The following is a 26,447-nucleotide window of genomic DNA, read 5'->3' as shown; positions in this document are numbered from 1 at the left end:
CCGCCGCCAGCCCCTGGCCATCATGTCTTATCAGCTTGAGCAGCACCATTCTTCGCATAGCTGCATTGTACTAGCGCAAACTTTATATCGGTTATTACAAATTCACGACAATTCGTCTACATCTGATGTGGGATTGGAATTTTTCCGCGGGATAAGATGTTCTGGATGGTGTTATGTCACTTTTCCGTTTGCCCTATCGACATGCGAGTGTCGATGGGCTTTTTTATTTCTGCCGCTGGCACAACAGCGCTGCAAGGAGATTTGGAACTGGGCTTGCCTCAACGTAAAATAGTGTCACCTGCGTTTTCGCTACCCCGACCATGACCAAGCTTTCCGCCTCCATCTGTGCCTTGTTGCTCTGCGCCGCGCTGCCCTGCGCCGCGCTGGCACAGACGCCGGCGGCCAATCCGATGCCGGACGGCAGCCATGACATGTATGTCGGGCTGGGCCTGGCCTCGATGCCGCGCTACGAGGGCGGGTCGGCGCGCAAGCGCCAGGTGCTGCCGGCCTTTCAGTTCCAGTGGAGTAATGGCGTCTTCGTGTCGGGCTTGAGTGCCGGCATCCACCTGGCGTCGAGCCCGCGAGTCGAGTTCGGTCCGCTGATCGAAGTGCAGCGCCGCCGCGACGATGGCGGTGAGGGCGTCGCCGTGGGCGGCATCGAGGACACGGGCATCAGCCTGCAGGACGAGCCGGACCTGTTCGCGGCGAAACTGCCGACAGGATTTGCCGGGGCCTTCCCGCACAACCGGCTTGCCGGCATGAACGAGATCCGCACCCGCCTGCAGGCCGGCGGCTTCCTGAACCTGTACCTGAGCCCGCAATGGCGCCTGACCAGCAGCACACTGTATGGCGCCGGCAACGCGCGCCACGGCGCCCGCTTCGAGCTCGGCGTGCAGCGCCTGGCGATCCAGGTCGGCGCCCGGCACCGGGTGACGCTGGCGGCAGGGCTTACCGTGGTCAACCGCAGCCATAACACGGCGTTTTTCGGCGTCAGCGAGGACGAGAGCATGAACAGCGGTAATGCAGCATATGCCCCCGCCGGCGGCCTGAAGGACCTGCACCTGCGCGCGCGCTGGAACCTGGCGCTGGCGCCGGGCTGGGTGCTCACCTCCCAGGCCCAGGCAAGCCGCCTGCAGGGCGACGCCCGCCGCAGCCCCCTGGTCGAGCGGCCGACCAACCTCGCGGTCTCGACCGCGATTGCCTGGCGCTTCTGACGATGGCCTTGAGGATGTCCGCCACCCGCCGCTTCACCACCTGTTGCGCCCTGTCGCTGGCCGCGTCCAGCGCCAGCGTGCAGGTACGCGCCGGCGAGTGGATGAGTTATCGCGACGCCTACCGGGCGATGGTCGTCTTCGAAAAATACGGCGGGCCGAAAACCCATCTGCAAAGCCAGCTGCAAGTCGCGCCCCAGGACCGCGGCACCCCCTTCGATACCCTGCAACTGACGCTGGCCGGCAAGACCAACCAGGTGAATTTGCCGCTCGACCCGCTCGGGCGCACCGCTTTCCCCTTGTTGAAAGCGGCCTACGACGAAAACGCCGCCCTCGTGCTCAGCCGCAAGATCGGCAGCTTCACGGTGCGCCCGCGCATTTCGATCGCGCTCCAGGCCGACGGCGTCTACGAGGATGCCGAGCTGCGCACCGCCTGCGAGCAGGCCCTCGGTTTTGCGCGCTACGGCGACGGCTCGCTGCGCAACCGCCAGTGCAGCGGCGTGCGCTTCGTGTTCGCCAAGCGGGCAGGGGAGGCCGGCGTACGCCTGCAGCGCGCCGACGGCAGCGACCTTGCGCTGGCGGTCAGCGGCGGCGTCGCCTTTCAGGGGGATGCGGATGACAGCTTCCCGACGGTGCTCTACCGTTTCAAGGGCGCCGAGCGCGGGCAGTTGATTACCGCGAATCCGCCGCTGGCGATCGTGCCGCTGTTCGAATAGGGTCTAAGCCCAGGCCGACGGCGAGAACAGGTAGCCTTCCCCCCAGACCGTCTTGATCTTCTCCGACTTGGCGTCGTCGAACTTGCGGCGCAGCTTGGAAATGCAGTTGTCGATGCTGCGGTCCAGGCCGTCGAATTCGATGCCGCGCATTTTCTTCAGCAGTTCGTCGCGCGAGAGCACGCGGCCGGCGGCCTCGGCCAGCACCAGCAGCAGCTTGTATTCGGTATTGCTCAGCACGCAAAGTTCGTCGCGCCAGAATACGGTACGGTCGGCGCCGACGATGCGCAGCGCGCCGAAGACGAGTTCGCCACTGTCGGGCGCGCTCCTCGGCTGGGTGCGGCGCAGCAGGGCGCGCAGGCGCGCCAGCAGGACGCGCGGCTGCACCGGCTTGTTGACGAAGTCGTCCGCGCCCTGCTCGAGGCCGGACACCTCGTCGTAGGAATCCTCGCGCGCCGTCAGGATCAGGATCGGCACTTCGGACAGTTCACGGATCTGGCGGCACACCACCATCCCATCCATGCCGGGCAGCATCAGGTCGAGCACGACGATATCCGGCGCAAAGGCCTGGAAGCGCGCCAGCGCCTGGTCCCCGCGCGCGACGGTGTCGACAGCAAATTCGTAGTTCGACAGGTATTCCGTGACGAGTTCGGCCAGGCGCGCGTCGTCTTCCACCAGTAATACTCGGTACATGCGTTTCTCCTCACCCGATATTGTATAGATGCAATCGGGTAGGGGCGCGATTACTACACTGTGGCGACAGATGGATACATTTTCTGGACAAATGGAAGCGCGGGAATCCGCGCTCATTTCGCCCAGTGGATCACCCCGCGCAGTGCAGCGCTCGCGCCGTCGCAACGCTGCTCGAAACGCAGGTCGATGGCGGTCAGCTGTCCGAGCGAATAGCTGACCTTGTCGACCGCAAACCAGCCGCTCAGCTTGTTGCACCCGCGACCTTCTCCGTCCCAGTCCATTCCCCCGATGACCGCATTATGGAAGGGGTAGCGCTGCAAGCCCGCGTACAGGCCCGGCTGCAGCTGGGACAGCGAATTCATGCCGAGGAAGTCGCCGTTCCAGTCGCCAGCCTTGATGCGCAGGGCGGCGGTGAGGCCGGCGTCGACCACGAAATTCGCATTCGCCTGCGTCAGCAGTTGCGTGCGCCCCTGGCCGATATAGTCGCCCTGGTCGCTGACGAGATAGACGTAGTTGCCGGCCGGTGGCACGAACGCCGGTCCGGGCGACCACAGGCTGGCCGTAAGCGGCTGCGGCCCGTCCGCACGCGTCGTGTCCGTTGCGGTCCAGTGCAGCTTGCCGCGCAACGGAACCTGGTTGCCGTCGCAATACTGCTCGAAACGCAGGTCGATCTCGCTCAAGGTCGTCCCGCTGTAGGTGATTTTATCGATGGCGAACCAGCCGCTCAGCTGGTTGCAACCGCGCCCCTCGCCGCCCCAGCTCAGCCCCCCGAAGACGGCGTTGTGGAAAGGGTAGCGCTGCAGGTTGCCGTAATAGCCGACCGCAAGCTGCGACAAGCCCTGCATGCCCTGGAAGTTGCCATGCCAATCCTCGTCGCTCGCCACGATCACCTCGAGCCGGCTGCCTGCGGGTTTCAGGGTGAAGATGGTATTGGCGTTGGTATAGGCATAGCTGCGGCCCCCGCTGATGTAATCGCCGCTGCGCCCTTCGAGGTAGAGGTAGTTGCCGGCAACCGGCATGATGCCCGCGCCCGGCTGCCATAGTCCCGCGGGAATCGGGGCGGGACCGGGGAGCTGGACGCTGTCGGCATTCGCGCGGGTCCAGTGGATCTGTCCGCGCAGCGCGGCCGTCATGCCTTCGCAATGCTGCTCGAAACGCAGGTCGAGCGCCGTGATCGCCCCATTCGTCAGCTCGATCTTGTCGATCGCTACCCAGCCCTTGAGCGTGTTGCAGCCGCGTCCTTCGCCGCTCCATTCGATACCGCCGACCGACGGATCGGCAAAAGGCGTGCGCGTCAGGTCCGTGAAATAGCCGGCCTGCAGCTTGCCGGCCGCGCCAGGCAGCAGGAAGCGCCCGCTCCAGTTCTGGTTGCCTTTGACGTCGACCGTCAGTCCGAGCGTGGTGGCGCCCAGCGTGATCAGCGCATTCGTGTCCGCGTAATTGTAGGTGCGGCCGACGCCGATATAGTCGCCCGAATCGCTCTGCAGGTAGACGTAGTTCCCGGTCGCCGGCGTCGCGCCGGACGGCGCTGACCAGAGCGTGGCAGGGATCGGATACTTCAGCACGGGGCCCGGCGCAGGCGGCGGCACAGGGGCAGGGGCCGGCGCAACGATGGGGGCAGGTGCGGGTGCGGGAGCTGGCGCTGGCGCCGGCACGGGCGTCGGAGCCGGGGCGGGCGCAGGCGCCGGGGCCGGCACCGCCGCGACCGGAAGCGTGCGCGATGCATCGTCGCCGCCCCCGCCGCCGCCGCAGGCGGCGAGCAGGATCGACAGAACGAGGCCAGCGACAGCCTTAGTCGGGAAGACTTTCATGTTGTTCAATTAAGTTACTAACGGTAAGCATTTTATTTGCTTTCTTTCATCTTTTTTCGATCAGGCGAAAAAAAATCCGCCGAAGCGGATCTTGCGCGAACGCAGAACCGGCTTAGGCCATGTTCTTGTTCACAAATTCCCAGTTGACCAGGTTCCAGAACGCTTCCACGAACTTGGCGCGGGCGTTGCGGTAGTCGATGTAGTAGGCGTGCTCCCAGACGTCGCAGGTCAGCAGGGCCTTGTCGTCGGAGGCCAGCGGGGTGTGCGCGTTCGAGGTGTTGACGATGTCGACGCCGCCGTCGGCCTTTTGCACCAGCCAGGTCCAGCCGGAACCGAAGTTGCCGAGTGCCGACTTCGAGAACTCTTCCTTGAACTTGTCGAAGGAGCCCCATTTTGCGTTGATCGCCTCGGCGACCTGTCCGGTTGGCGCGCCGCCGCCGTTCGGGCTCATGCAGTTCCAGAAGAAGGTGTGGTTCCAGACTTGCGCCGAATTGTTGAAGACGCCGCCCGAGGATTTCTTGACGATTTCTTCCAGGGACATGTTCTCGAACTCGGTGCCCTTGATCAGGTTGTTCAGGTTCGTGACATAGGTCGCGTGGTGCTTGCCGTAGTGGTATTCCAGCGTCTCGGCGGAGATGTGCGGCTGGAGTGCGTCTTTCGCGTACGGCAGCGGTGGCAGAGTATGTTCCATGTCTTATTCCTTTGATTGGTTGGAAACTGGTCGAATCGGGTTCGATGCGTCTTTAGTGGCGCATATTTTAGCGTGGATGGGCAGGACTTGCTTGTTTGCTCTCGAATGCAGGCGCCAGCCTATTCCAGCCTGGCCTGCACGCTCGATACCTTCACCTCGGCGCTGCCTTCGGCCAGGCGCACGGTGAGCACCTGGCGCGCCTTGATCTCGCCCGGCGCGCGCAGTGCATGGCCGGCGGCATCGCTCACGATCGCATAGCCGCGCTCGAGCGTGCGCTGCGGGTTGAGCAGTTCCAGCTGAGAGGCCAGCGCGCCAAGCGCATCGCGCCGCTGTTTGACCAGGGTGCAGACGCTTGCGTTCAGGTGGCGCTGTTCCGACACGATCTGGGCGCGCAGAGTGCGCAGGTCGGGGCGGTGGCGCGCCCAGCGCTGCTGGAGTTGCGCCAGCAGCATGCCCCCACGCCCGAACGGGACGCGCACCGCGTGCGTCAGCCCGGCAGCCATGCCGCGCAGTTTCAGGCGCTGGTGCGCGATCTGCGCCGTCGGGCTGAGCAGGCGGCGGCTATAGTTGTCGAGGCCCTGGCTCGCTTCCGACAGCTGGCGCCGCATCGCACGGTGCAGGTCGGTGGCGTCGGCCGCAAGCGAGCCCATCCAGTCCTCGCGCGGGGTGGCGGCCAGTTCGGCCGCCGCGGTCGGGGTGGCGGCGCGCATGTCTGCGGCGAAGTCGGCAATCGTGACGTCGGTTTCGTGGCCGACGCCGGCAATCACCGGCATGCTGCAGGCGGCGATTGCGCGCGCCACGACTTCTTCATTGAAGGACCACAGGTCTTCGATCGAGCCGCCGCCGCGGCAGACCAGCAGCACGTCGACTTCGGCGCGGCGGGACGCGGTATGGATGGCTTCGGCGATCTTGTCAGCAGAAAATTGCCCTTGCACGGGCGCCGGATACAGCACGATGCGAACGTGCGGCGCGCGCCGCTGCAAGGCCGTCAGGATGTCGCGCAGCGCCGCGGCTTGCGGACTGGTGACGATGCCGATGCTGCGCGTGAACAGGGGCAGGGGACGCTTGCGGTCGGCATCGAACAGGCCCTGGCTGGACAGTTTTTCCTTCAGGCGCAGGAAGGCTTCATACAGGGCGCCGACGCCGGCGCGCCGCATCGTTTCGACGTTGATCTGGTAATCGCCGCGCGCGCCATACAGCGTGACGAGCGCGCGCACCTCGACCTTGTCGCCTTCGCGCGGCACGAAGCCGGCGTACTGGGCGCGGCTGCGGAACATGACCGAGCGCACCTGCGCGGCATCGTCCTTCAGCGTGAAATACCAGTGGCCGGAGCTGGCGCGGGTGAAGTTCGAGATTTCGCCGCCGATCCAGACCAGCGGGAAGGAGCGTTCGAGCAGGCGCGCTACCTGGCCGTTAAGTGCGGTGACGGTCAGGACTGGGGGCGGAGAATAAGCGGAGTCGGAGTCGGAATTGGATTCGGGATAGTTCAGCATGGCGTGTCCACAACGTAAGCGGGGAGTTTATGGCATACCTGTGCTGTTACGACAAGGAGTTTCGAAACAAATCGTTCTCATCCTCGGACCGCCTTTTTTGCTGGCAGGTGATAGAGAATTGTTTTAAATCAATGGGTTAGTCCAGCCCGCTTGCACTTGAGCACAATGTTATCCACAAAATATGTGGGGAACTCGGAATGATCCGACATGACTTTGCCTAAAAAACAGGCCATGCTGCTACTCGTTTTAGAATCAATGACTTGCGAGTAAAACAGTAGGCTTGCACACATTGTTCTCCACAATTTATGTGCAGAGTAGGACGATTCCTAACAACCACGGCGCACAAGTCGCTGTTCTGTGGACAAGGCCGTGCCTGCCTAAAAACAGGGCGGCGAAAGTAAAGGATTTAAAATCAAGCACTTGAGAAGTGTCGGGGCGGCTTGCGCACATTCTTTTCCACAGATCGTGTGCATAGCACGTCTCTCCGCAACGCGAGACGGTCTCAGGCAAGGGGAAGCGGACTAAAGCGCGAGAATTCAGCATTATGTTGATATTGCTCAATTTTGCGCCAGGATAAGTTTCATGATTAGAAACAGACACTTAGGTCCCGGCGCCTGCGCTTGCACACAATTTTATCCACAGTAAATGTGGGAAACATGGACGGATGCTCTTGTTGCCTTGATCGCCGGACTTGCCCCCGTGCTGGTTTCTTGCGCAGAGGAAAAATATCCTTAATAAACAAGGGACTCGGCATGCATACAGGGTCTTGCGCACAATTTTATCCACAGAACTTGTGCAGAACTATACTTGCCGCATCGCTGGCAACTTGCTACATTGCCGCATTCGTTTGTTTCTGTATTTCTCTATTTTTCAGGAGTTCTCTTGCTCGCCATTCTTCAAGCTGCAGGCTGGCCCATCTGGCCGTTGTTGATTGCCTCGATCGTCGCCCTTGCCTTGATCATCGAACGCCTGATTTATCTGCGCCGCGAAAAAATCTTGCCGAAGCAATTGCTCGGCGAAGTCATCCAGGTGCATCGGAACAACAAGGTCACTCCCGACATCATCCAGACGCTCGAGCAGAATTCGCCGCTCGGCACCGTGCTGGCTGCGGCCCTGCGCAACGTCGACGCGCCGCGCGACGTGATGAAGGAGTCGATCGAAGAAGCCGGCCGCGGCGTCGCCCACGTGCTCGAACGCTTCCTCACCACGCTCGGCACCATTGCCACGCTCGCGCCGCTGATGGGCCTGTTCGGCACGGTGGTCGGCATGATCGAGATCTTCGGCTCGCAGAACGCCACCGGCGGCGCCAACCCGGCCCAGCTCGCGCACGGCATCTCGGTGGCCTTGTATAACACCGGTTTCGGCCTGGCCGTCGCCATGCCGGCGCTGGTCGCCTTCCGCCACTTCCGCGCCCTGGTCGACAGTTACATCATCGACATGGAGCAGCAGGCCGTGAAATTCGTCGACGTCGTCCACGGGGCGCGCAAATGATGGATTTCCGCCGCGGCCGCAAGCGCGAGGATCCGGAGATCAACCTGATCCCCTTCATCGACGTGCTGCTGGTGGTCCTCATCTTCCTGATGGTGTCGACCACCTACAGCAAGTTCACCGAGCTGCAGATCACGCTGCCGACGGCCGACGCCGACCAGGTGACGAACAAGCCCTTCGAGATCAACGTTACGATTGACGCCAAGGGCAATTACACGGTGAACAACACGCCGGTCGCCTTCAACAGCGTGGCCGGCCTGGCCGACGACCTGAAGTCGGCCGCCAGCCGCGGTCCCAACGGCCGGCCAGTGGCGGACCCGGTCGTCATCGTCAACGCCGACCAGTTCGCGATGCACCAGATGGTGATCAACGTGCTGGAAGCGGCGCGTGTGGCCGGCTACGACAAGCTGACCTTCGCCGCCCAGACCGGCGGCAAGAAGTAAGGTTTGAAAGAGCCGCCTCAAGCCGGCGTCCGCGCCCGCTTGAGGCCTCTTCCTTTCATGTCGAAAAACAATTCCCTCGAAACCCGCCTGACCCGCGCCTGGCTGCACCGCGGCCCGCTCGCCTGCGCCTTGTGGCCGCTATCCCTGGTGTTCCGGGCGCTGGCGGCGCTGCGTGCGGGCCTGTACCGCGCAGGCGTCCTGCAGGCCGGGCGCCTGCAGGTTCCCGTCATCGTCGTCGGCAATATTTTTATTGGCGGCACTGGCAAGACGCCGCTGACGATCTGGCTGGCGCAGGCGCTGCGCGATGCCGGGTTTCGCCCCGGCGTGATTTCGCGCGGCCACGGCGGCAACAGCCAGGGAGAAAATGGTGCGCCGCGCGCCGTGACCCTCGATTCCGATACCGGCGAGGTGGGTGACGAGCCGCTCCTGATCGCGCGCCGCGCCGGGGTGCCGGTGGTGGTGGGAAGAAATCGCGTCGCGGCGGGCAGGGCGCTCCTGGCCAGCCACCCGGAGGTGAACGTGATCATCACCGACGACGGGCTGCAGCATTACGCGCTGGCGCGCGACATCGAAATCGTGCTGTTCGACGGCCGTGGCGTCGGCAACGGCTGGCTGTTGCCGGCCGGCCCCTTGCGCGAAACGCCGGCGCGCCGCCGCGACTTCACGGTTGTCAACGCGCCGCAGCTGACGCCGGCGCTGGTGCAGGCCGTCGGCGGGAAGCCGTTTCGCATGGAGCTGCTTGGCGACTACGCCGAGCGCCTGGGCGAGCCCGGCCAGCGCCGGCCGCTGGCCGCGTTTGCCGGGCAGCGGGTGCTGGCGGCGGCCGGGATCGGCAATCCGGGCCGGTTTTTCGCCCTGTTGAAAGCCGGCGGCCTGGCGTTTGCCGAGTTGCCCTTGCCGGACCACTACGATTTCCGCGACAACCCTTTCGCATCGATCGAGGCCGATGTCATCCTGATCACCGAGAAGGATGCAGTAAAATGTGGGCAACTTGAAAACCTGAAGGACGATCCACGGCTGTGGGTGGTCCCGGTCACGGCGCGCATCGATGCGGCGCTGGCCGAACACATTGTGGAGAAATGTCGTGGACGCTCGCCTGCTTGATATCCTGGTCTGCCCGCTGTGCAAGGGACCGCTCGAATTCGACAAGAAGGCGCAGGAACTCACTTGCCGCCCCGACCGCCTGGCCTACCCGATCCGCGACGGCATCCCGATCATGTGGGCCGACCAGGCACGCAAGATCGAAGCGGTCTGAACATGGGTTTTACGGTCATCATCCCGGCCCGCCTGGCCTCGACCCGGCTGCCGAACAAGCCCCTGGCCGACCTTGGCGGCAAACCGATGGTGGTGCGCGTGGCCGAACGTGCACGCGACTCGGGTGCGGCGCGCATTGTCGTCGCCACCGACCACGCCGACATCCTGGCTGCCTGCGCCGCGCATGGCATCGATGCCCGCATGACCCGCGCCGACCATCCGTCCGGCACCGACCGTATCGCCGAAGTGGCGCGCGCGCTGGGACTGGCCGGTGACGACATCGTCGTCAACCTGCAGGGCGACGAGCCGCTGATCGACCCGGCCCTGCTGGCAGCCTGCGCCGCCCAGGTCAAGCCCGGCGTGCCGATGGCGACCTGCGCCCATCCGATCGATTCCGTGGCGGACGTGTTCAACCCGAACGTGGTCAAGGTCGTCCTCGACCAGGCGGGCAGGGCGCTGTATTTTTCGCGCGCGACCATTCCCTGGCATCGGGATGCCTTTGCCGCTTCCACCGCTACCTTGCCGCCGGGCTATGCGCCGCTGCGCCATATTGGCCTGTACGCGTATTCGAACGACTTCCTGCAGGCCTATCCCGGCCTGGCGCCGGCGCCGCTCGAGCAGGTCGAGGCACTCGAACAACTGCGTGTCCTGTGGCATGGCTATCCGATCGCAGTCCACGTCACCCGGGACGCGCCGCCGGGTGGCGTCGATACACCGGAAGATCTGGCCAGAGTGCAATTGCATTACGTGTCTTGATCTGTGTGGAAATTGCTTCAGAGACCTTCTGCGCTAGATCAAGAAACTGCGCTGGCACCCGCCGGGATTGGTGTTGAGGCTTAGTTTTGTGGTAAGTTTCGTACCAAGCTAGTCAGATATGCATCATTCACACATCTTTGCCAACACAATAACAATTTTTAACATTTGTCTAGGAATTCTTCATGCGTCTCATTCTGTTAGGAGCGCCTGGCGCCGGCAAAGGCACCCAGGCTAACTTCATCAAGGAAAAATACAATATCCCGCAGATCTCCACCGGCGACATGCTGCGTGCCGCGATCAAGGCCGGCACCGAGATGGGCATGGCGGCGAAAAAAGTAATGGACGCGGGCGGCCTGGTGTCGGACGACATCATGATCGGCCTGGTAAAGGATCGCCTGCAGCAGGCCGATTGCGCCAACGGCTACCTGTTCGATGGTTTCCCGCGCACCGTCGCGCAGGCCGACGCCATGAAGGACAACGGCATCAATGTCGACTATGTCCTGGAAATCGACGTGCCTGACGACATGATCGTCGAGCGCATGAGCGGCCGCCGCACGCACCCCGGCTCGGGCCGCGTGTACCACACCAAGTTCAACCCGCCGAAGGTCGCCGACATCGACGACCTCACCGGCGAGCCGCTCGTCCAGCGCGACGACGACAAGGAAGAAACCGTCATGAAGCGCCTGTCGGTCTACCATAACCAGACCGAAGTGCTGCTTGGTTACTACAATAACTGGGCCCAGTCGGGCCTGCCCGGCGCCCCGAAGTATCGCAAGATCACGGGCGTGGGACCTGTCGAGCAGGTACGCGACGCGGCATTCGCCGCACTGTCGGAATAAAGCCAGGAGCGGACAGCGATGTCCGCTTTTTTTTCGGCCCGGTCGTACAGATTATCAAAGATGTGCAGTACGCAGTGAGGCAGACCTTTCGCCGGTCCGGTGAAGCGTCTTTCGTTGTGTTGTTGTGATATTTGATTAAAAAATCTAAGGGGACGAAATGGCAGCAAACTATCTGATGTTTGCCGTGGCATGCGGCGTCATCGCGGTCGTCTACGGGCTGTGGGCGCGGGCCTGGATCCTGCGCCAGGATCCCGGCAACGCGCGCATGCAGGAGATCGCGCAGGCCATCCAGGAGGGCGCCAGCGCCTATCTGGGACGCCAGTACCGCACCATCGGCATCGTCGGCCTCGTGCTGCTCGTCGTCATCTACGCGCTGCTCGGACCCCTGACCGCGCTCGGCTTCTTTGCCGGCGCCGTGCTGTCGGGGGCCTGCGGTTTCATCGGCATGAACGTCTCGGTACGCGCCAACGTGCGCACCGCCCAAGCCGCCGCGACCGGCATGAACGAGGCGCTGAAGGTCGCCTTCAAGGGCGGGGCGATCACCGGCATGCTGGTGGTCGGCCTGGGCCTGCTCGGAGTGACGCTGTTCTACTGGTACCTGACCGCGAACGCGGGCGGCAACGGCGGCGCGGCCCAGACCCGCCACGACGTCATCGAGCCGCTCATCGGCCTGGCCTTCGGCGCCTCCCTGATATCGATCTTCGCGCGCCTGGGCGGCGGCATCTTCACGAAAGGGGCCGACGTCGGCGCCGACCTGGTGGGCAAGGTCGAAGCCGGCATTCCCGAGGACGACCCGCGCAACCCGGCCGTCATCGCCGACAACGTGGGCGACAACGTCGGCGACTGCGCCGGCATGGCGGCCGACCTGTTCGAAACCTATGTCGTCACCCTGATCGCGACCATGCTGCTGGGCGCGCTGGTAGTAAGCGACAGCGTCGGCGAGGCGATGCTGTATCCGCTGCTGCTGGGCGCGGTGTCGATCATCGGTTCGATCGTCGGCTGCTCGATGGTGCGCGCCCGCCCGGGCCGCAAGATCATGTCGGCGCTGTACACGGGCCTGTGGTGGGCGGCCGGGCTGTCGCTGCTGGGCTTCATCGCCGTCACCTGGATGGTCTGGCAGGACCCGGCCATGCGCACCGCCATGCTCGGCTGCTCGATCGTCGGCATCGTGCTCACCGGACTGATGGTCTACATCACCGAGTACTACACCGGCACCGACTTCAAGCCGGTGCGCCACATCGCCCAGGCTTCCACCACCGGCCACGGCACCAACATCATCGCCGGCCTGGGCGTGTCGATGAAGTCCACCGCCTATCCGGTGCTGGCGGTCTGCATCGCGATCCTGGTGGCCTACCAGCTCGGCCACCTGTACGGCATCGCGATCGCGGCGACTTCGATGCTGTCGATGGCCGGCATCGTCGTCGCGCTCGACGCCTACGGCCCGATCACCGACAACGCCGGCGGCATCGCCGAAATGGCCGGCATGCCGGACGCGGTGCGCGCCATCACCGATCCGCTCGACGCCGTCGGCAACACCACCAAGGCCGTGACCAAGGGCTATGCCATCGGTTCGGCCGGCCTGGCGGCGCTGGTGCTGTTCGCCGACTACACCCATGCGCTCGATTCGGTCGGCAAGTCGATCGTGTTCGAGCTGTCGAACCCGATGGTGATTGTCGGCCTGTTCATCGGCGGCCTGATTCCCTACCTGTTCGGGGCGATGGCGATGGAGGCGGTCGGACGCGCCGCCGGTGCTGTCGTGGTCGAGGTGCGGCGCCAGTTCCGCGACATCCCCGGCATCATGGCCGGTACCGCGAAACCCGAATACCACAAGGCGGTCGACATGCTGACCGCGTCGGCGATCCGCGAGATGGTGATTCCCTCGCTGCTGCCGGTGGTGGTGCCGATCGCGGTCGGCATGCTGCTCGGCCCGGCGGCGCTGGGCGGCCTGCTGATGGGCACCATCATCACCGGCCTGTTCGTCGCCATTTCCATGACCACTGGCGGCGGCGCCTGGGACAACGCCAAGAAATACATCGAGGACGGCCATTTCGGCGGCAAGGGCTCGGACACGCACAAGGCGGCCGTCACCGGCGACACGGTCGGCGACCCCTACAAGGACACGGCCGGCCCGGCGGTGAATCCGCTCATCAAGATCATCAACATCGTCGCGCTGCTGATGGTGCCGCTGTTGCCGGCGGCCGGCTGGATCTCGATGTCGGAGCCGCAAATCGCCCAGCTCAAGCGGCCCGCGCACCGGGTCGCCCATCCCGCCGCTGCACCGCTCGCACCCGCGGGCGCGTCAACGGCGGCGACGACCGTGGCGATCGACCGGGGGGCGGCGCAGCGCTAGCGCTGCTCCTGGCCTACTGCGCCGGGCGGCTCAGGCGCCGTTCAGCGCCTGCCTGACTGCCGCCGCCAGCGAGGCGTGGTCCGAATCGCCGTGGTAGCGCTCGCCGTTGATGAAGAAGGTGGGCGTGCCGCGTGCCCCGAGCGCATGCGCCTGCGTGAGGTCGGCCGCAACCCGTGCGCGGTGCCGGCCGCCATCACACTCGCTGCGAAAGCGCTCGGCGTCGAGTCCGAGCCCGGCGGCCAGCGCCGGCAAGGCCTCTTCATCGAGCATGTCCTGGTTTTCGAACAGGGCGTCGTGCATTTCCCAGAACTTGCCTTGCGCGCCCGCGGCCTCGGCCGCTTCGGCCGCCGGCTGGGCCAGCGGATGCAGCGCATGCAGGGGCAGGTGCCGGTAGACCAGCGTCAGGCGCTCACCAAGCTCGTGCTGCAGGCTTGTGACCGCCTTGTGGGCGCGCGCGCAGTAGGGGCAGGCAAAGTCCGCGTATTCGATCAGGACCACCTGCGCTTCGCGCTTGCCGCGCACGTGATCGTTCTCTTCGATTCCCATTCGCTCTGTCGTACGGTCGTCCATCGTTCCTCCGATCCTTCGTTTTGTTCGCTTGAAGATGCACGGCGCATGCCTACACTGGAGGCATGGACGCCGCATTTGAGGAGGTCATCATGGCACGCAAGTACATTGATTGCCGCGAGTTTCCGAGCGACACCAACTGCTCGGTGACGATTGCGGCCGACAGCGAACAGGAACTGATGGAGGTCGCTGTACAGCATGCGGTCAGTGTCCACCAACAGCGCGACACGCCGGAATTTCGCCAGGAATTGAAAGGCATCATGCACGACGGCCGTCCTCCGGAGTGAAGGGCCGGCAAGGGCCGGATCGTCAGAACACGCACATCCGGTTCGCTTCCTCGCGCAGCTGGCCGCGAAAGTCCGGGTGGGCAATCGCGATCAATTCCTGCGCGCGCGCTTTGGCCGACTTGCCGCGCAGCTGGGCCACGCCGAACTCCGTCACCACATAGTTGACGTCGTTCTTGCTGGTGGTGGCGTGGGTGCCCGGTGTCAGGGTCGGCACAATGCGCGAGATGGTGCCGTTCTTGGCGGTCGAGGGCAGCACGATGAAGGACTTGCCGCCACGTGAACGGTTTGCAGCGCGCACGAAATCGACCTGGCCGCCGGTGCCGGAATAGGGCAGGTGGGCGATGCTTTCGCTGCCGCATTGCCCCAGCAAATCGACCTGCAAACTGGCATTGATCGACACCAGTTTGTCGTTCTGGCTGGCGATATAGGGATCGTTGGTGAAGTTCGACGGATGCATCTCGAGCATCGGGTTGTGGTGCATGAACTCGTACAGGCGGCGCGAGCCGAGGGCGAAGGTGGCCACCATTTTCCCCGGCAGCAGCGTCTTGCGCCGGTTCGTCACCGCGCCGCATTCGACCAGGCGCAGGATGCCGTCGCCGATCATTTCGGTATGCACGCCCAGGTCCTGCTTTTCGGTCAGCTGCATCACCACCGCATCCGGAATCCCGCCATAGCCGATCTGCAGCGTCGAGCCGTCCTCGATCATCTCGGCGACCTGCTTGCCGATCGCTTCCTGTACCGGGCCGATGGCAGGCAGGCCGACCTCGAGGATGGGATCGTCGCTTTCGACCAGCGCCGTCACCTGGGAAACGTGGACGTGGCACTGTCCATGCGCGAAGGGCACGTTCGGATTGACTTCCAGCACCACGACGCGCGCCCGCGCGATCGCCGCCATCGTGTAGTCGGTGCCCAGGCTGAGCGAAAAGAAACCCTGCGCATTCATGCTCGAGGCCATCGCGAACACCACGTCGCAGGGCATCAGGCCGCGCTCGATCAGCAGTGGGATTTCGGAAAAGTAATTCGGGATGAAGTCGCACCAGCCGCCCTGGCCGCTGGCGCGCGAGGCGCCGCCGAAGAACAGGGCGGCATGGCGCACATGCTGCGCGCTGTCCTGGTCGAAGTAGCCGTACTTGCGCATCGCCAGGATCTGCGCCACCCGGATGCCGCGCCAGCGCGTACGCTCGTTCGACAAGGCGGTCAGCAGGGACGGCGGCTCGCCGACACCAGTCGGCACGATGATCATGTCCTCGTCGCGCAGCTGCGCCAGGGCGTCGATGGCGCCGACGCGCTTTGCCTCGTATTGCTGTTGTGCCGTCCGCATTTCGCTCTCCTTCATCATGGCAGCCAGAGTCCGTCCCCGCCGGCTCGATGCTACAGCCTAGCGCGCAAAGCTGACGCAGACATGACGGCCGGGCACAAGCGCGCGCCACGGCCGGGGGTGCAGACCGATAATCAGGGTATTCGCCACATTTGCTGCAGGGAGCACATCATGAGGCACGCAAAGCATTCGAAACCCGTCCGGGTCGCGCAAATTGCGCTGGCGCTGCTCGCCGCGCTGGCCGCCAGCAGCGCGGCAGCACAGTCAGCACAGTCAGCGCCGGCAGGCTTGCGGCAGGCGCAGCCGCAGCCGCAGCAAGTCCAGCAGATGCAGCAGCTGCAGCAGATGCAGCAGTCGTCCAGCCCGCAGCCGGGCGCGCCGGCTGCGGCCGGCCCCAGCTATGGTCCGGTGCTGCATCCGCAGGCAGGCAAGCCCGAGCCCGGCGCCCAGCTTGACCAGTCGCCGCAAGCCCAGGAAGAAAGGGCCGGCGCGCCGCCCCAGGACCGGCACCTGGAAGTCGATCCGTCGGCGCGGCCCGCACCCCAGCCGGCCCAGCCGGCCAGACCGGAGGCGAAGAAGCCAGCGAAGAAACAGGCCGCGCGCACGCCGCGCCGATCGGTCGAGGCGCGCATCGCCACGGTTCCCGAGGTCTTGCCCAGCCGGCCGCTGCCGGTAGCAGCGCCGGCGCCGGCGCCGGCGCAGCCGCTGCCCGTCAACGCCGGCCCGGTCCAGATCAACAGCTGCCTGGGGGGCACCTGCACCGATACCGCGGGCGGCACCTACAACACGGGCGTGGGCAACGCGGCCGTGAACAGCGCCGGGCGCCTCTGCACGCGCAATGGCAACACGATGCAATGTTTCTGAAGCGTGGTTTTTCCTCGTCAAAATTCGCTACAATCCTGCGGGTTGACGTTAACGTAAACGTCAAAACGAATGCCTGCAGGGTCACCTGCGGGGACAACAAGGAAAAAACATGCAAATTCAGAACAATGTGTTCATCATCACCGGCGGCGCGTCGGGCCTGGGAGCGGCCACCGCACGCATGATCACGGAAGCGGGCGGCAAGGTCGTCATCGCCGACGTGCAGGCCGAGGCGGGCGCCGCCCTGGCAACGGAACTGAACGGCCAGTTCGTCAAGTGCGACGTTACCTCGGAAGCCGACGGCAAGGCTGTCGTCGCGGCCGCGGTCGGGATGGGCCAGCTGCGCGGCCTGGTCAATTGCGCCGGCGTGGCGCCGGCCGTGAAAACCCTCGGCAAGGAAGGCCCACACCCGCTCGACGTGTTCCAGCGCGCCATCAACATCAACCTGGTCGGCACCTTCAACATGGCGCGCCTGGCCGCCGAAGCGATGAGCAATACCGAAGCCGGCGAATACGGCGAACGCGGCGTCATCATCAACACCGCGTCGGTGGCGGCCTTCGACGGCCAGATGGGCCAGACGGCTTACGGTTCCTCGAAAGCGGCCGTGGCCGGCATGACGCTGCCGATGGCGCGCGACCTGGCGCGTAACGGCATCCGCGTGATGACGATCGCCCCCGGCATTTTCGAAACCCCGATGCTGATGGGCATGCCGCAGGAAGTGCGCGACTCGCTCGGCAAGATGGTGCCCTTCCCGCCACGCCTGGGCATGCCGAAGGAATACGCGCACTTGGCCAAGGCCATCATCGAAAACGTCATGCTCAACGGCGAAACGATCCGCCTCGATGGCGCGATCCGCATGCAGCCGAAGTAATTGCAGGAATGAAGCGCAAGACAATTTGATGTAGGATGCCGGAGTCATCGGGCGTGCGCGGCAAGCTGCCGCGCACGCCCGTTTTTGCTTCTGGAGATTGCATGATCAAGTTGAAGTTGTTTGCCTGCACCACCTTCCTGCTGGCCGGTTTGGCCAACACCGCCGGGCCCGCATTGGCCCAGGAGGCCGCTCAGCGTGCCCCGGAAATCGCCACCGGCTATGCCGAGAAAAGCGGCTGGGCCGCGCGCAAGTACATGGTGGCCGCCGCCAATCCGATCGCCGTCGAGGCGGGCTACCAGATCCTGAGAAAAGGCGGCAGCGCCATCGATGCGGCCATCGCCACGCAACTGGTGTTGACCCTGGTCGAGCCGCAAAGTTCCGGCATCGGCGGCGGCGCCTTTTTGATGCATTACGACGGCAAGAAAGTGCAGGCCTTCGACGGCCGCGAGACGGCGCCGATGGCTGCCAGCGAGCGCCTGTTCCAGAATCCGGACGGCACGCCCGTCTCGCGTACGCAAGGGGTGGTCGGCGGGCGTTCGGTCGGCGCGCCGGGCGTGCTGCGCATGCTCGAGCTGGCGCACAGGCAGCACGGCAAGCTGCCGTGGAAAACCCTGTTCGAGCCGGCAATCCGCTTGTCCGAGCAGGGTTTCGCCGTCAGTGCCCGCCTCAATGGCCTGCTTACCTGGGACGCCCACATCCGCAAGGACCCGGCGGCCGGCAGCTATTTCTACGACAAGAATGGCCAGGCCTGGCCGGTCGGCCATGTGCTGAAGAACCCGGCGTTGGCCAGAACGCTGCGCGAGATTGCACGCGGCGGCGCCGATGCCTTCTATAAAGGCCATATTGCGCGCGAGATCGTCGCCAAGGTCAAGGGGCATCCGACCAACCCGGGCCTGCTCAGCACCAGCGACATCGCCAACTATCGGCCGAAACTGCGCGAGCCGGTCTGCAGCGACTACCGCGCCTACACCGTCTGCGGCATGCCGCCGCCGTCCTCGGGCGGCATCGCGGTGGCCCAGATGCTCGGCATGTTCGAAACACGCGACATGGCCAAGCTCGCCCCCGCCGATGGCGTGCCGGGCGTGGACGCCGTGCACCTGTTCTCGGAAGTCGGTCGCCTTGCCTATGCCGACCGCAACCGCTACGCGGCCGATACCGACTTCGTTCCCTTGCCGGGCCGCGGCGTGCCGAGCCTGATCGACAAGAGCTACCTGGCCCAGCGCGCCGGCTTGATCCGCGAGCGCTCGATGGGCGAGGCGCCGGCCGGCACGCCGCCCGGCATGAACGTCGCCTGGGGCAAGGACAACGCCATCGAAACGGCCTCGACCTCGCACCTGGTGGTGGTCGACGGCAACGGCGCTGGCCTGTCGATGACGACGACGGTCGAAGACGCCTTCGGCTCGCGCCAAATGGTGGGCGGCTTCATCCTGAACAACCAGCTGACCGATTTTTCCTTCAGTTCGGCCGACGCCAACGGGCCGATCGCGAACCGGGTCGAGCCGGGCAAGCGCCCGCGCAGCGCGATGTCGCCAACGATCGTGTTCGACAAGGCGAGCGGCAAGCTGGTGCTGGCGGTCGGCTCGCCGGGCGGGCCGGCGATCATCAATTATGTGGCGAAGGTGCTGGTCGGCACGCTCGACTGGGGCCTGAACGTGCAGCAGGCCATTTCGCTGCCGAATTTCGGCAGCCGCAACGGCCCGACCGAGCTGGAAGCGGGGCGCTTTCCGCAGGCCACCAGCGACGCCCTGAAGGCGCGCGGCCACGCGCTGCGCCAGAGCGAACAGAATTCCGGCCTGCACGGCATCATGCGCCTGCCGATCCATGGCGAGTCCTGGTGGTTCGGCGGCGCCGATCCGCGCCGCGAAGGTGTCGCAAAAGGCGACTGAAAAGAATAATTTTCCTCATGGTCAATTTTGTTTGCTAACCTTATGGCGTGGACAGCAAACCAGACACCGGATTGATGCCGGCCGGACGTGGCGCAAGCCGCTCCCGGCCTGTTTTATTGCACGCGTACCCCGCACCGGGGCAGGGCGCGGCCGCCGCATGAGGGCCTGGCTGTTCGCCCTGTTGCTGGCGCTGGCCGGCTGCCTCGCCATGCCGCTGCCGGCCTCGAGCGCGCCGGCGCCGACCCTGCGTTTTGAGCACCTCAGCGTCGAGGACGGCCTGGCCCAGGAATCGGTGTTCTCGATGGCCCAGGATGCCGAAGGCTTCATGTGGTTCGGCACCCAGTACGGCCTGTCGCGCTTCGACGGCTACCGTTTCGTTAATTACCGCAACGTTCCCGGCGACCCGACCGCGCTGCCCAACAACTGGATCAAGGTGCTGCACGTGGACCCGAAAGGGCGGCTCTGGATCGGCACCGACGGCGGCCTGGCGCGCTACGACCCCGCGACCCAGGGCTTCCGCCATTACGTGCCGGACGAACCTGCCCGGCGTGGCAATGGCAACACGCACGTGCGTGCCATCATCGACGACCGCAAGGATGGCTTGTGGATTGGCACCGCCGACGGCCTGCAGCATTTCGACATCGCCAGCGCCCGCTTCACAGCCTGGCACCACGTTCCCGGCGCGGCCGAAAGCCTGTCCAGCGACGACATCAACGCGCTCGGGCTCGACAAGCGCGGCCGTCTGTGGATTGGCACCGAGGCCGGTCTCGACAGTTTTGATCCGGTAACGGGACGTTTCGAACACCAGCGTAGTAGTCCTGGCCGGCGCCAGCCGGTCAAGGCGTTGCTGGTCGACCGCGCCGAGACCTTGTGGATCGGGCTGCTCGACGGCCTGGAGCGCATGCCGCTGAGCGCCAGCCGCGCCACGGAACGGCGCCGCTTCGGCCCGGCCGACGGCATTCCCCAGGCCTGGATCGCGACCCTCTACGACGACGGCCACGGCCAGGTCTGGGCCGGCGCCCACGACCACGGGGCTTACCGCTGGGATGCGGCAAAGGGTCGTTTCGAAGCCTTCCGCAAGGTCGTTACCGACCGCAACAGCCTGGCGGACGACCATATCTCCTCGCTGTACCGCGACCGCCTCGGCACCTTCTGGGTCGGCACCTGGTATGCGGGCGTCTCGCGCGTCGACCTCGGTAGCGGCGGCTTCGCGCGCGTCGTGCGCGAACATGACGGACCGGGCATTCCAGCCGACAACCGCGTGCGCGGCATGGACCATGACGGCAGCGGCCGCCTGTGGCTGGCGTCGGCCAGCACCCTGCAGCTGTACGACCCGGCCCTCCCCAAGGCAAGCGCCTACCGCCTGTGGCGCCACCAGCCGGACAATCCGAACAGCCTGATCGACCCCTCGGTCAACGCCGTCGTGCGCGACCGCGAGGGCATCATCTGGGTTGGCGGCCGCACCGGCATTACCCGCTTCGACACGCAAACCGGGCGCTTTACGCGCCGGGTGCTGATGCCCGGCGACGCGAACGCGAACAACGTCCGCGAGATGAGGCTCGGGCGCGACGGCGCGGTCTGGATCACGACGCGCGGCGGCCTGCACCGCCTCGATCCGCGCACGCGCGCGCTGGAATCCTACCGCCACGACCCCGGCCGCCAGTTCAGCCTGTCCGATAATATCGTGCGCCCGGTGCTGGAAGACCGCCGCGGCCGGCTCTGGGTCGGCTCGTTCAACGGCCTCGACCTGTTTGACCGCACGAACAAGCGCTTCCGCCACTTCCGTCACGACGGTTTCGATCCGGCCAGCCTCAGTCACGATGAAATCCACGCCCTGCTGGAAGACCGGGCCGGCAACATCTGGGTCGGCACCGCCGCCGGCCTGAGCAAGATGGTCACGGCCGCCGACGGCTCGGTCAGCTTCATGCGCTATACCACGCGCGACGGGCTGATCGACGACTCGGTGGCCGCCATCCTGGAAGACCTCGACGGCATCATCTGGATCAGCACCAACAGTGGCCTGTCGCGCTTCGACCCCGTAAGGAATAGCTGGCGCAGCTACACCAGCGCCGACGGCACCATCGACGGCGCCTTTTTCGACGGCTCGGCCCTGCGCGCCCCGGACGGCACGCTGTACTTTGGCGGTTTCAACGGCATCACCGCTTTCGATCCGCGCGCGCTGCGCAACAACGGCGTGGCGCCGCGCGCCGTCATCACCGGCATCCAGATCTTCAACCGGCCGGTGCAGAGCGCGTATCCGGAGTTGCTCAAGGGACCGGTTGAAACGGCGCGCGCAATTACCCTGTCGAGCGAGCACTCGGTATTCTCGATCGAATTCTCGGCGCTGCACTACGCCGCCCCGAAGCGCAACCGTTTCATCTACCAGCTCGAGGGCTTCGACCAGAACTGGGTCCAGGCCGACGCCGGCAAGCGCTTCGCCACCTATACCAATCTCGATCCGGGCCAGTACGTGTTCCGCGTGCGCGCCGCCAACAAGGACGGTGTCTGGAGCGATACTCCGGCCACGCTGGCCATCACGATCGAGCCGCCGGCCTGGGGTACCTGGTGGTTCCGCAGCGGCGCGGTGCTGCTGTTCTTCGGCCTGTGCTATGCCGCCTATGCCCTGCGCGTGCGCGGCCTGTCGCGCCAGAAGGCCTACCTCGAGCGCCAGGTGGGCGCCCGCACCGAGGAAATCGCGCTGCAGAACCGCCTGCTCGAGCGCCAGACCGAGGAGCTGCGCGAACGCGAGCGCGAAGTGCGGCGCAATACCGTCGAACTGGCGGACGCCAACCGCGCCCTGTACGAGAACGAGCAGCGCCTGCAACTGGCCAAGCAGCGCGCCGAGGACGCCGCACGCCAGAAATCGGAATTCCTTGCCAACATGAGCCACGAGATGCGCACGCCCCTGGCCGGCGTCATCGGCATGCTCGGCTTCGCCCTGCGCGACGACCGCCTGCGCGAGGCGACCCGCGAGCAGATCGTGCGCGGCCAGGTCAATGCCGAGTCGCTGCTGGCGATTATCAACGACCTGCTCGACTTTTCGAAGATCGAGGCCGGCAAGCTGACCATCGAAAACATCGACTTCGCGCTGCATGCGGCGATCAACAACGTGGTCGGCCTGTTCGGCGAGCAGGCGGCGGCCCACAGCGTCGGCTTCGCGATCGAGCTCGACGACGACCTGCCGCAGTTCGTGGTGGGCGACCCGACGCGCCTGCGCCAGGTCCTGATCAATTTGGTCGGCAACGCCTTCAAGTTCACCCCGAGCGGGATGGTGACGCTCAGCGTCGAGCGCCGGCCCGCGGACCAGGCCGCCTCTGCCGGGCACATGATCCGGTTTACCGTGCAGGACACCGGGATCGGCATCGAACCCGCCGCGCTGCCGCGCCTGTTCCAGAAATTCGAGCAGGCCGACACCACCACCACGCGCCGCTATGGCGGCACCGGCCTGGGACTGGCGATCTGCCGCCAGCTGGTGGAACTGATGGGAGGCACGATCGGCGTCGAAAGCCGGCGCGGCGAGGGCAGCACCTTCAGTTTCGTGCTGCCGATGTTCGACGGCGTCGAACCGCCGAGCATCGAGCAGGCGCCGCTCACGCCGCACACGCACCGCCTGCGCGTGCTGTGCGCCGAGGACTTCGCCACCAACCAGATCATCGCCCGCATGATGGTCGAGGAGATGGGGCACGAAATCGACATCGTCGACAATGGCGCGCTGGCCGTGGCCGCCTGCGCGCGCGTGCGCTACGACCTGGTCCTGATGGACGGGCGCATGCCGGAAGTCGACGGCGCCACCGCCACCCGGCTGATTCGCGCCGGCGGCACCCTCGACGCGTCCGTGCTCGACCCGCAAGTGATGATCGTCGCGCTCACGGCCAACGCCAGCGACGAGGACCGCGACCGCTACCTGGCCTGCGGGATGGACGGCTTCCTTGCCAAGCCGATCGACGAGGCGGCGCTGCACGTCCAGCTGAACCGGGCGATCGAGCGCCAGCTGCAGCGCGGCTTGAATCTGGCGCCGATGGGCCCGCGGCCGCCGAGCACCGCCGAACTCGACGCCCTGTTCGGCATCGTCGAACCGGATTGCGAGGCGCCGCCCTTGCCGGTGCCTGGCCGCGCAGCCTTCCAGGCGCGCATGCGCGCCGCCTTCGGCGCCGACCTGCCGCGCCGCCGTGTCGAGCTGCGCGCCGCGCTCGCGGCCGGCGACCTGGAAGCGGCCGGCAACGTCCTGCACGGGCTGCGCGGCAGCGCCGCCCACCTCGGCGAGGCCGAGCTCGCGAATCTGTGCGCGGTGCTCGAGAAACTGGCCAATGCCGGCCGCATGGCCGAGGTGCGCACCGGGCTGGCAGGCCTGGAAAGCCTGCTCGATGCATTCGAACAGGTGCCGGCCTGACAGCAAGAGCCGCTACAATGTTCTTAAAAGCAATAAAAATCCGTGGGGGAAGGCGATGAAGGTGCTGGTGGTGGACGACGATGTGGTGTCGCGCATGATGCTGATGCATCTGGTCGACGGCTGTGGCCGCTACGAAATTCTCGAGGCCGAGGATGGCCTCGATGCCTGGCGCCAGCTCGAGGCCGGGCTGCGTCCGGCGATCGTGTTCTGCGACCTGCGCATGCCGCAGCTATCCGGCACCGAGCTGCTGGCCCGTGTCCGCGCCCATTCCGGGCTCGCCGGCCTGCCTTTCGTGCTGGTATCGGCGGCCAACGACGGCGCCAGCATTGTCGAGGCCGATGCGCTCGGCGCCGACGGCTATGTCGTCAAGCCTTTTCGCATCGAAAGCCTGCGCCCGCACTTGATGGCGCTTGCCGCCGACGAGACGCCGGCGTCAAGCGCCCAGCGCCTCGGTATCGACGAACGCCGCCTGGCCCTGTATCTCGACGCACTCGAGCGCCAGCTGCTCGAGGCCGGCCCGGTCATCGAGGCATCCCTGGCACAAGGCGAGCTGCGCCTGGCATCCGAACGGCTGGCCCGGCTGCGCGCCGGCTGTGTCACACTGGGCCTGCATCGGGCGGCGACCGGGCTGGCACGCGCGGAGGCGGACGCGGTCCCCGAGGCGGTGGCGCAGGCACTGGGCGCCGCGCGGACCGTGGTGGTACAGCAGGCCGCGCTGCTGGCCTTCGATGCGGCAAAGACCTAGCTCGCTTCCTTGGCCGGCGAGCGATAAGTCACGACCCGGTACACATACCAGGCAAGCAGCAGGCCAAAGATCGCTTTCGATACCGGATCGACGTACTTCGCCACCTCCGTGTATTTGTTCTCGAGCATGAATCCCGCCGCCATCAACACGCCTGTCCATGCGAGCGAGCCGATGGTGGAATACAGCAAGAACAGCCCCAGCGACATCCTGGCCAGGCCGGCCGGCACCGAAATCAGGGTGCGCACCGCGGGGATCAGGCGCCCGAACAGCACCGTCATGCGTCCATGGCGATTGAAGGCGTCGATGGCCTGGTCGATGTCGGCGGGGCTGATCGTCAGCCAGCGTCCATGACGCTCGGCCAGCGCCTTGAGCCGCTCGACGCCATATTTCCTGGCCGCGTAATACCAGGGCAGGGCGCCCGCCACCGAACCGGCCGTACCGGCCAGCAGCACGCCGACCAGATTCAATTTGCCCTTGGCGACGACGAAGCCGGCGAAGGGCATGATCATCTCGGATGGAATGGGCGGGAAAATGTTCTCCAGGGCCATCAGCGCAAATACGCCGAGATAGCCGCTTTTTTCGATAAAACCGGTAATCCATTCGAACATCGCACGCTCCAGCAAGCACAGGTGGGGCGATGATATACCGGGCCGGGGCCGCTTAGCGGTACGATGTGATTGGGCAAGATGGTGGGGCAGAAAGCGGGGCCAAGCCGGAGCTGCATGGCTGGGGTCAGGTCTGACATTCGGACACGCGCTCAGCCGGAGATCGTCACGGTGAGCGGATATCGGGACGGAAATTTTCAGGGCAGGAGGAGAAAAATGGCGCGACAGACAGCGCAGCCGACGATCAAGGAACGCGGCATCCTGTTTTCCGGCGCGATGGTGCGCGCGCTGCTCGACGGCAGCAAGAGCCAGACACGCCGCGCACTGCGTCCGCAGCCGGAAGGAGATTGCCAACCAGGGATGGCGCGCAACCGCTTCGGCCTGGCCGGCGACCGCCTGTGGGTGCGCGAAACCTATTTCGCTTTCGGCCATTGGAAAACGCGCCCCAGGACCGAAAAGGCAGGCGACGAGTGGTATTTCGTCGACCTGACGCTGACCAACGGCCAGCGCTACCGTTACGCGCTCGATGAACCCGGCGCGGCCGACCCGCTCGCCGGGCGGGTGGCGGACGACCTGCCGCGCTGGCACCGGCGCCCGGCGCTGTTCATGCCGCGCGTGGCCAGCCGCATTCTGCTCGAGATCGTCGGCCTACGGATCGAGCGGCTGCGGGAGATCAGTGCGCATGATGCGCTGGCCGAATGCATCGGCGCCCTCGCTGGCGACCCGGTGCTGGCCTATCGGGAGGTGTGGGAGCGGATCAATGGTCCCGGAAGCTGGGATGCCGACCCGTGGGTATGGGCGCTGGAAATCCGGCGGCTCGCGCCGTGAGCAGGCTGGAGCAATGTCGCGTCCGACCAAGCCGGCGCCAGGAGAGTGGACAGGAAAATTTGGTGGTCCCCCCGACTGGAATCGAACCAGTATCCCACGCTTAGGAGGCATGTGCACTATCCATTGTGCTACGGGGAGGACGCCAGTGACGCCAGGAGCGCCACGACAACGCAGGCAGTGCCTGCGGTTCGGCGAGCGGGCCCTGCAGTGTTAAAGCGCAGGCCGGTATCGTGAACTTAGTGCAATTATAGCCGAGGAAAGTAGGTTAATTGGAAGCTTAGTTCGAGGATACGCGCCGCAATCGGTACAATGGGCGCCTCTTTCAATTTTCCCCGCTGCACCGCGCG

General features: G+C 65.4%; 23 protein-coding genes and 1 tRNA gene. 16 read left to right on the top strand and 8 right to left on the bottom strand.

What is annotated here, in order from left to right; all coding sequences use genetic code 11:
• The first annotated feature begins 320 nt into the window (after positions 1–320).
• Together AC56KZ_RS04760 and AC56KZ_RS04755 are read left to right on the top strand one after the other, a co-directional pair.
• Positions 321–1,214, top strand: coding sequence for a MipA/OmpV family protein (locus tag AC56KZ_RS04760; RefSeq protein WP_497160969.1), 894 nt, complete (start codon positions 321–323; stop codon positions 1,212–1,214).
• 14 nt (positions 1,215–1,228) lie between these two features.
• Positions 1,229–1,927, top strand: a complete 699-nt coding sequence (locus AC56KZ_RS04755) for a hypothetical protein (RefSeq protein ID WP_497160968.1) — start codon at positions 1,229–1,231, stop codon at positions 1,925–1,927.
• Between the two features lie 3 nt (positions 1,928–1,930).
• Here the strand turns inward: AC56KZ_RS04755 and AC56KZ_RS04750 are convergent, their stop codons facing one another.
• The 4 genes from AC56KZ_RS04750 to xseA all read right to left on the bottom strand — a co-directional run bounded on the left by AC56KZ_RS04750 (position 1,931) and on the right by xseA (position 6,612).
• The gene (locus AC56KZ_RS04750; RefSeq protein ID WP_497160967.1) at positions 1,931–2,617 is read right to left on the bottom strand and encodes a response regulator; all 687 of its coding nucleotides are present in this window, start codon (positions 2,615–2,617) and stop codon (positions 1,931–1,933) included.
• A gap of 113 nt (positions 2,618–2,730) precedes the next feature.
• Positions 2,731–4,428: a hypothetical protein gene (locus AC56KZ_RS04745; protein WP_497160966.1), complete on the bottom strand. Its 1,698-nt coding sequence runs from the start codon at positions 4,426–4,428 to the stop codon at positions 2,731–2,733.
• Between the two features lie 112 nt (positions 4,429–4,540).
• Positions 4,541–5,119, bottom strand: a complete 579-nt coding sequence (locus AC56KZ_RS04740; protein WP_497160965.1) for a superoxide dismutase — start codon at positions 5,117–5,119, stop codon at positions 4,541–4,543.
• A gap of 119 nt (positions 5,120–5,238) precedes the next feature.
• Positions 5,239–6,612 carry an exodeoxyribonuclease VII large subunit gene (gene xseA / locus AC56KZ_RS04735; protein WP_497160964.1) on the bottom strand — a complete coding sequence of 458 codons (1,374 nt, stop codon included), beginning with the start codon at positions 6,610–6,612 and terminating at the stop codon, positions 5,239–5,241.
• An 882-nt stretch (positions 6,613–7,494) separates the two neighbouring features.
• Here xseA and AC56KZ_RS04730 point away from each other — a divergent pair.
• The 7 genes from AC56KZ_RS04730 to AC56KZ_RS04700 all read left to right on the top strand — a co-directional run bounded on the left by AC56KZ_RS04730 (position 7,495) and on the right by AC56KZ_RS04700 (position 13,742).
• Positions 7,495–8,103, top strand: coding sequence for a MotA/TolQ/ExbB proton channel family protein (locus AC56KZ_RS04730; protein ID WP_497160963.1), 609 nt, complete (start codon positions 7,495–7,497; stop codon positions 8,101–8,103).
• Positions 8,103–8,543, top strand: coding sequence for an ExbD/TolR family protein (locus AC56KZ_RS04725; RefSeq protein WP_497161214.1), 441 nt, complete (start codon positions 8,103–8,105; stop codon positions 8,541–8,543). The genes AC56KZ_RS04730 and AC56KZ_RS04725 overlap by 1 nt, the downstream gene beginning before the upstream one ends.
• Before the next feature lie 57 nt (positions 8,544–8,600).
• On the top strand, positions 8,601–9,647 hold the full coding sequence (gene lpxK, locus AC56KZ_RS04720) for a tetraacyldisaccharide 4'-kinase (RefSeq protein ID WP_497160962.1): 1,047 nt from the start codon (positions 8,601–8,603) through the stop codon (positions 9,645–9,647).
• A complete protein-coding gene (locus AC56KZ_RS04715; RefSeq protein ID WP_497160961.1) occupies positions 9,628–9,798 on the top strand; it encodes a Trm112 family protein in 171 nt (56 codons plus the stop codon). The genes lpxK and AC56KZ_RS04715 overlap by 20 nt, the downstream gene beginning before the upstream one ends.
• A gap of 2 nt (positions 9,799–9,800) precedes the next feature.
• Positions 9,801–10,553, top strand: a complete 753-nt coding sequence (gene kdsB, locus AC56KZ_RS04710; protein ID WP_497160960.1) for a 3-deoxy-manno-octulosonate cytidylyltransferase — start codon at positions 9,801–9,803, stop codon at positions 10,551–10,553.
• Positions 10,554–10,735: 182 nt separating this feature from the next.
• Positions 10,736–11,392, top strand: coding sequence for an adenylate kinase (gene adk, locus AC56KZ_RS04705; protein WP_497160959.1), 657 nt, complete (start codon positions 10,736–10,738; stop codon positions 11,390–11,392).
• A 157-nt stretch (positions 11,393–11,549) separates the two neighbouring features.
• Positions 11,550–13,742, top strand: coding sequence for a sodium-translocating pyrophosphatase (locus tag AC56KZ_RS04700; protein ID WP_497160958.1), 2,193 nt, complete (start codon positions 11,550–11,552; stop codon positions 13,740–13,742).
• Positions 13,743–13,772: 30 nt separating this feature from the next.
• On the opposite strand, the gene AC56KZ_RS04695 is transcribed toward AC56KZ_RS04700, so the two are convergent.
• Entirely contained in the window at positions 13,773–14,288 is a 516-nt protein-coding gene (locus AC56KZ_RS04695; protein ID WP_497160957.1) for a DsbA family protein, read from the bottom strand.
• A 113-nt stretch (positions 14,289–14,401) separates the two neighbouring features.
• Between AC56KZ_RS04695 and AC56KZ_RS04690 the strand changes: the two genes are divergently transcribed.
• Positions 14,402–14,596, top strand: coding sequence for a DUF1059 domain-containing protein (locus AC56KZ_RS04690; protein ID WP_497160956.1), 195 nt, complete (start codon positions 14,402–14,404; stop codon positions 14,594–14,596).
• Positions 14,597–14,618: 22 nt separating this feature from the next.
• Here AC56KZ_RS04690 and AC56KZ_RS04685 read toward each other — a convergent pair whose 3' ends face one another.
• Complete coding sequence (locus AC56KZ_RS04685; protein ID WP_497161213.1) at positions 14,619–15,932, bottom strand: acetyl-CoA hydrolase/transferase family protein; 1,314 nt, start codon at positions 15,930–15,932, stop codon at positions 14,619–14,621.
• A 153-nt stretch (positions 15,933–16,085) separates the two neighbouring features.
• Here AC56KZ_RS04685 and AC56KZ_RS04680 point away from each other — a divergent pair, with 153 nt between their 5' ends.
• The 5 genes from AC56KZ_RS04680 (at position 16,086) to AC56KZ_RS04660 (ending at position 24,667) form a co-directional block, all read left to right on the top strand.
• Entirely contained in the window at positions 16,086–16,778 is a 693-nt protein-coding gene (locus AC56KZ_RS04680; RefSeq protein ID WP_497160955.1) for a hypothetical protein, read from the top strand.
• Positions 16,779–16,887: 109 nt separating this feature from the next.
• Positions 16,888–17,646, top strand: coding sequence for a 3-hydroxyacyl-CoA dehydrogenase (locus AC56KZ_RS04675; RefSeq protein WP_497160954.1), 759 nt, complete (start codon positions 16,888–16,890; stop codon positions 17,644–17,646).
• 101 nt (positions 17,647–17,747) lie between these two features.
• Entirely contained in the window at positions 17,748–19,532 is a 1,785-nt protein-coding gene (gene ggt / locus AC56KZ_RS04670; RefSeq protein WP_497160953.1) for a gamma-glutamyltransferase, read from the top strand.
• Positions 19,533–19,689: 157 nt separating this feature from the next.
• On the top strand, positions 19,690–23,922 hold the full coding sequence (locus tag AC56KZ_RS04665) for a hybrid sensor histidine kinase/response regulator (protein WP_497160952.1): 4,233 nt from the start codon (positions 19,690–19,692) through the stop codon (positions 23,920–23,922).
• Between the two features lie 55 nt (positions 23,923–23,977).
• Complete coding sequence (locus tag AC56KZ_RS04660) at positions 23,978–24,667, top strand: response regulator (RefSeq protein WP_497160951.1); 690 nt, start codon at positions 23,978–23,980, stop codon at positions 24,665–24,667.
• Here the strand turns inward: AC56KZ_RS04660 and AC56KZ_RS04655 are convergent.
• Positions 24,664–25,275: a DedA family protein gene (locus tag AC56KZ_RS04655; protein WP_497160950.1), complete on the bottom strand. Its 612-nt coding sequence runs from the start codon at positions 25,273–25,275 to the stop codon at positions 24,664–24,666. The two genes, AC56KZ_RS04660 and AC56KZ_RS04655, sit on opposite strands and share 4 nt — an antisense overlap.
• 213 nt (positions 25,276–25,488) lie before the next feature.
• Between AC56KZ_RS04655 and AC56KZ_RS04650 the strand changes: the two genes are divergently transcribed.
• Positions 25,489–26,100 (top strand): hypothetical protein, encoded by a 612-nt coding sequence (locus AC56KZ_RS04650; protein ID WP_497160949.1) that lies wholly within the window; start codon positions 25,489–25,491, stop codon positions 26,098–26,100.
• Positions 26,101–26,163: 63 nt separating this feature from the next.
• Here AC56KZ_RS04650 and AC56KZ_RS04645 read toward each other — a convergent pair.
• Positions 26,164–26,238: transfer RNA gene (locus AC56KZ_RS04645), tRNA-Arg, on the bottom strand.
• Between the last annotated feature and the right edge of the window lie 209 nt (positions 26,239–26,447).

Source organism: Telluria sp. LT2P34, assembly GCF_059685915.1.
This window is presented reverse-complemented; position numbering and strand designations above follow the sequence as displayed.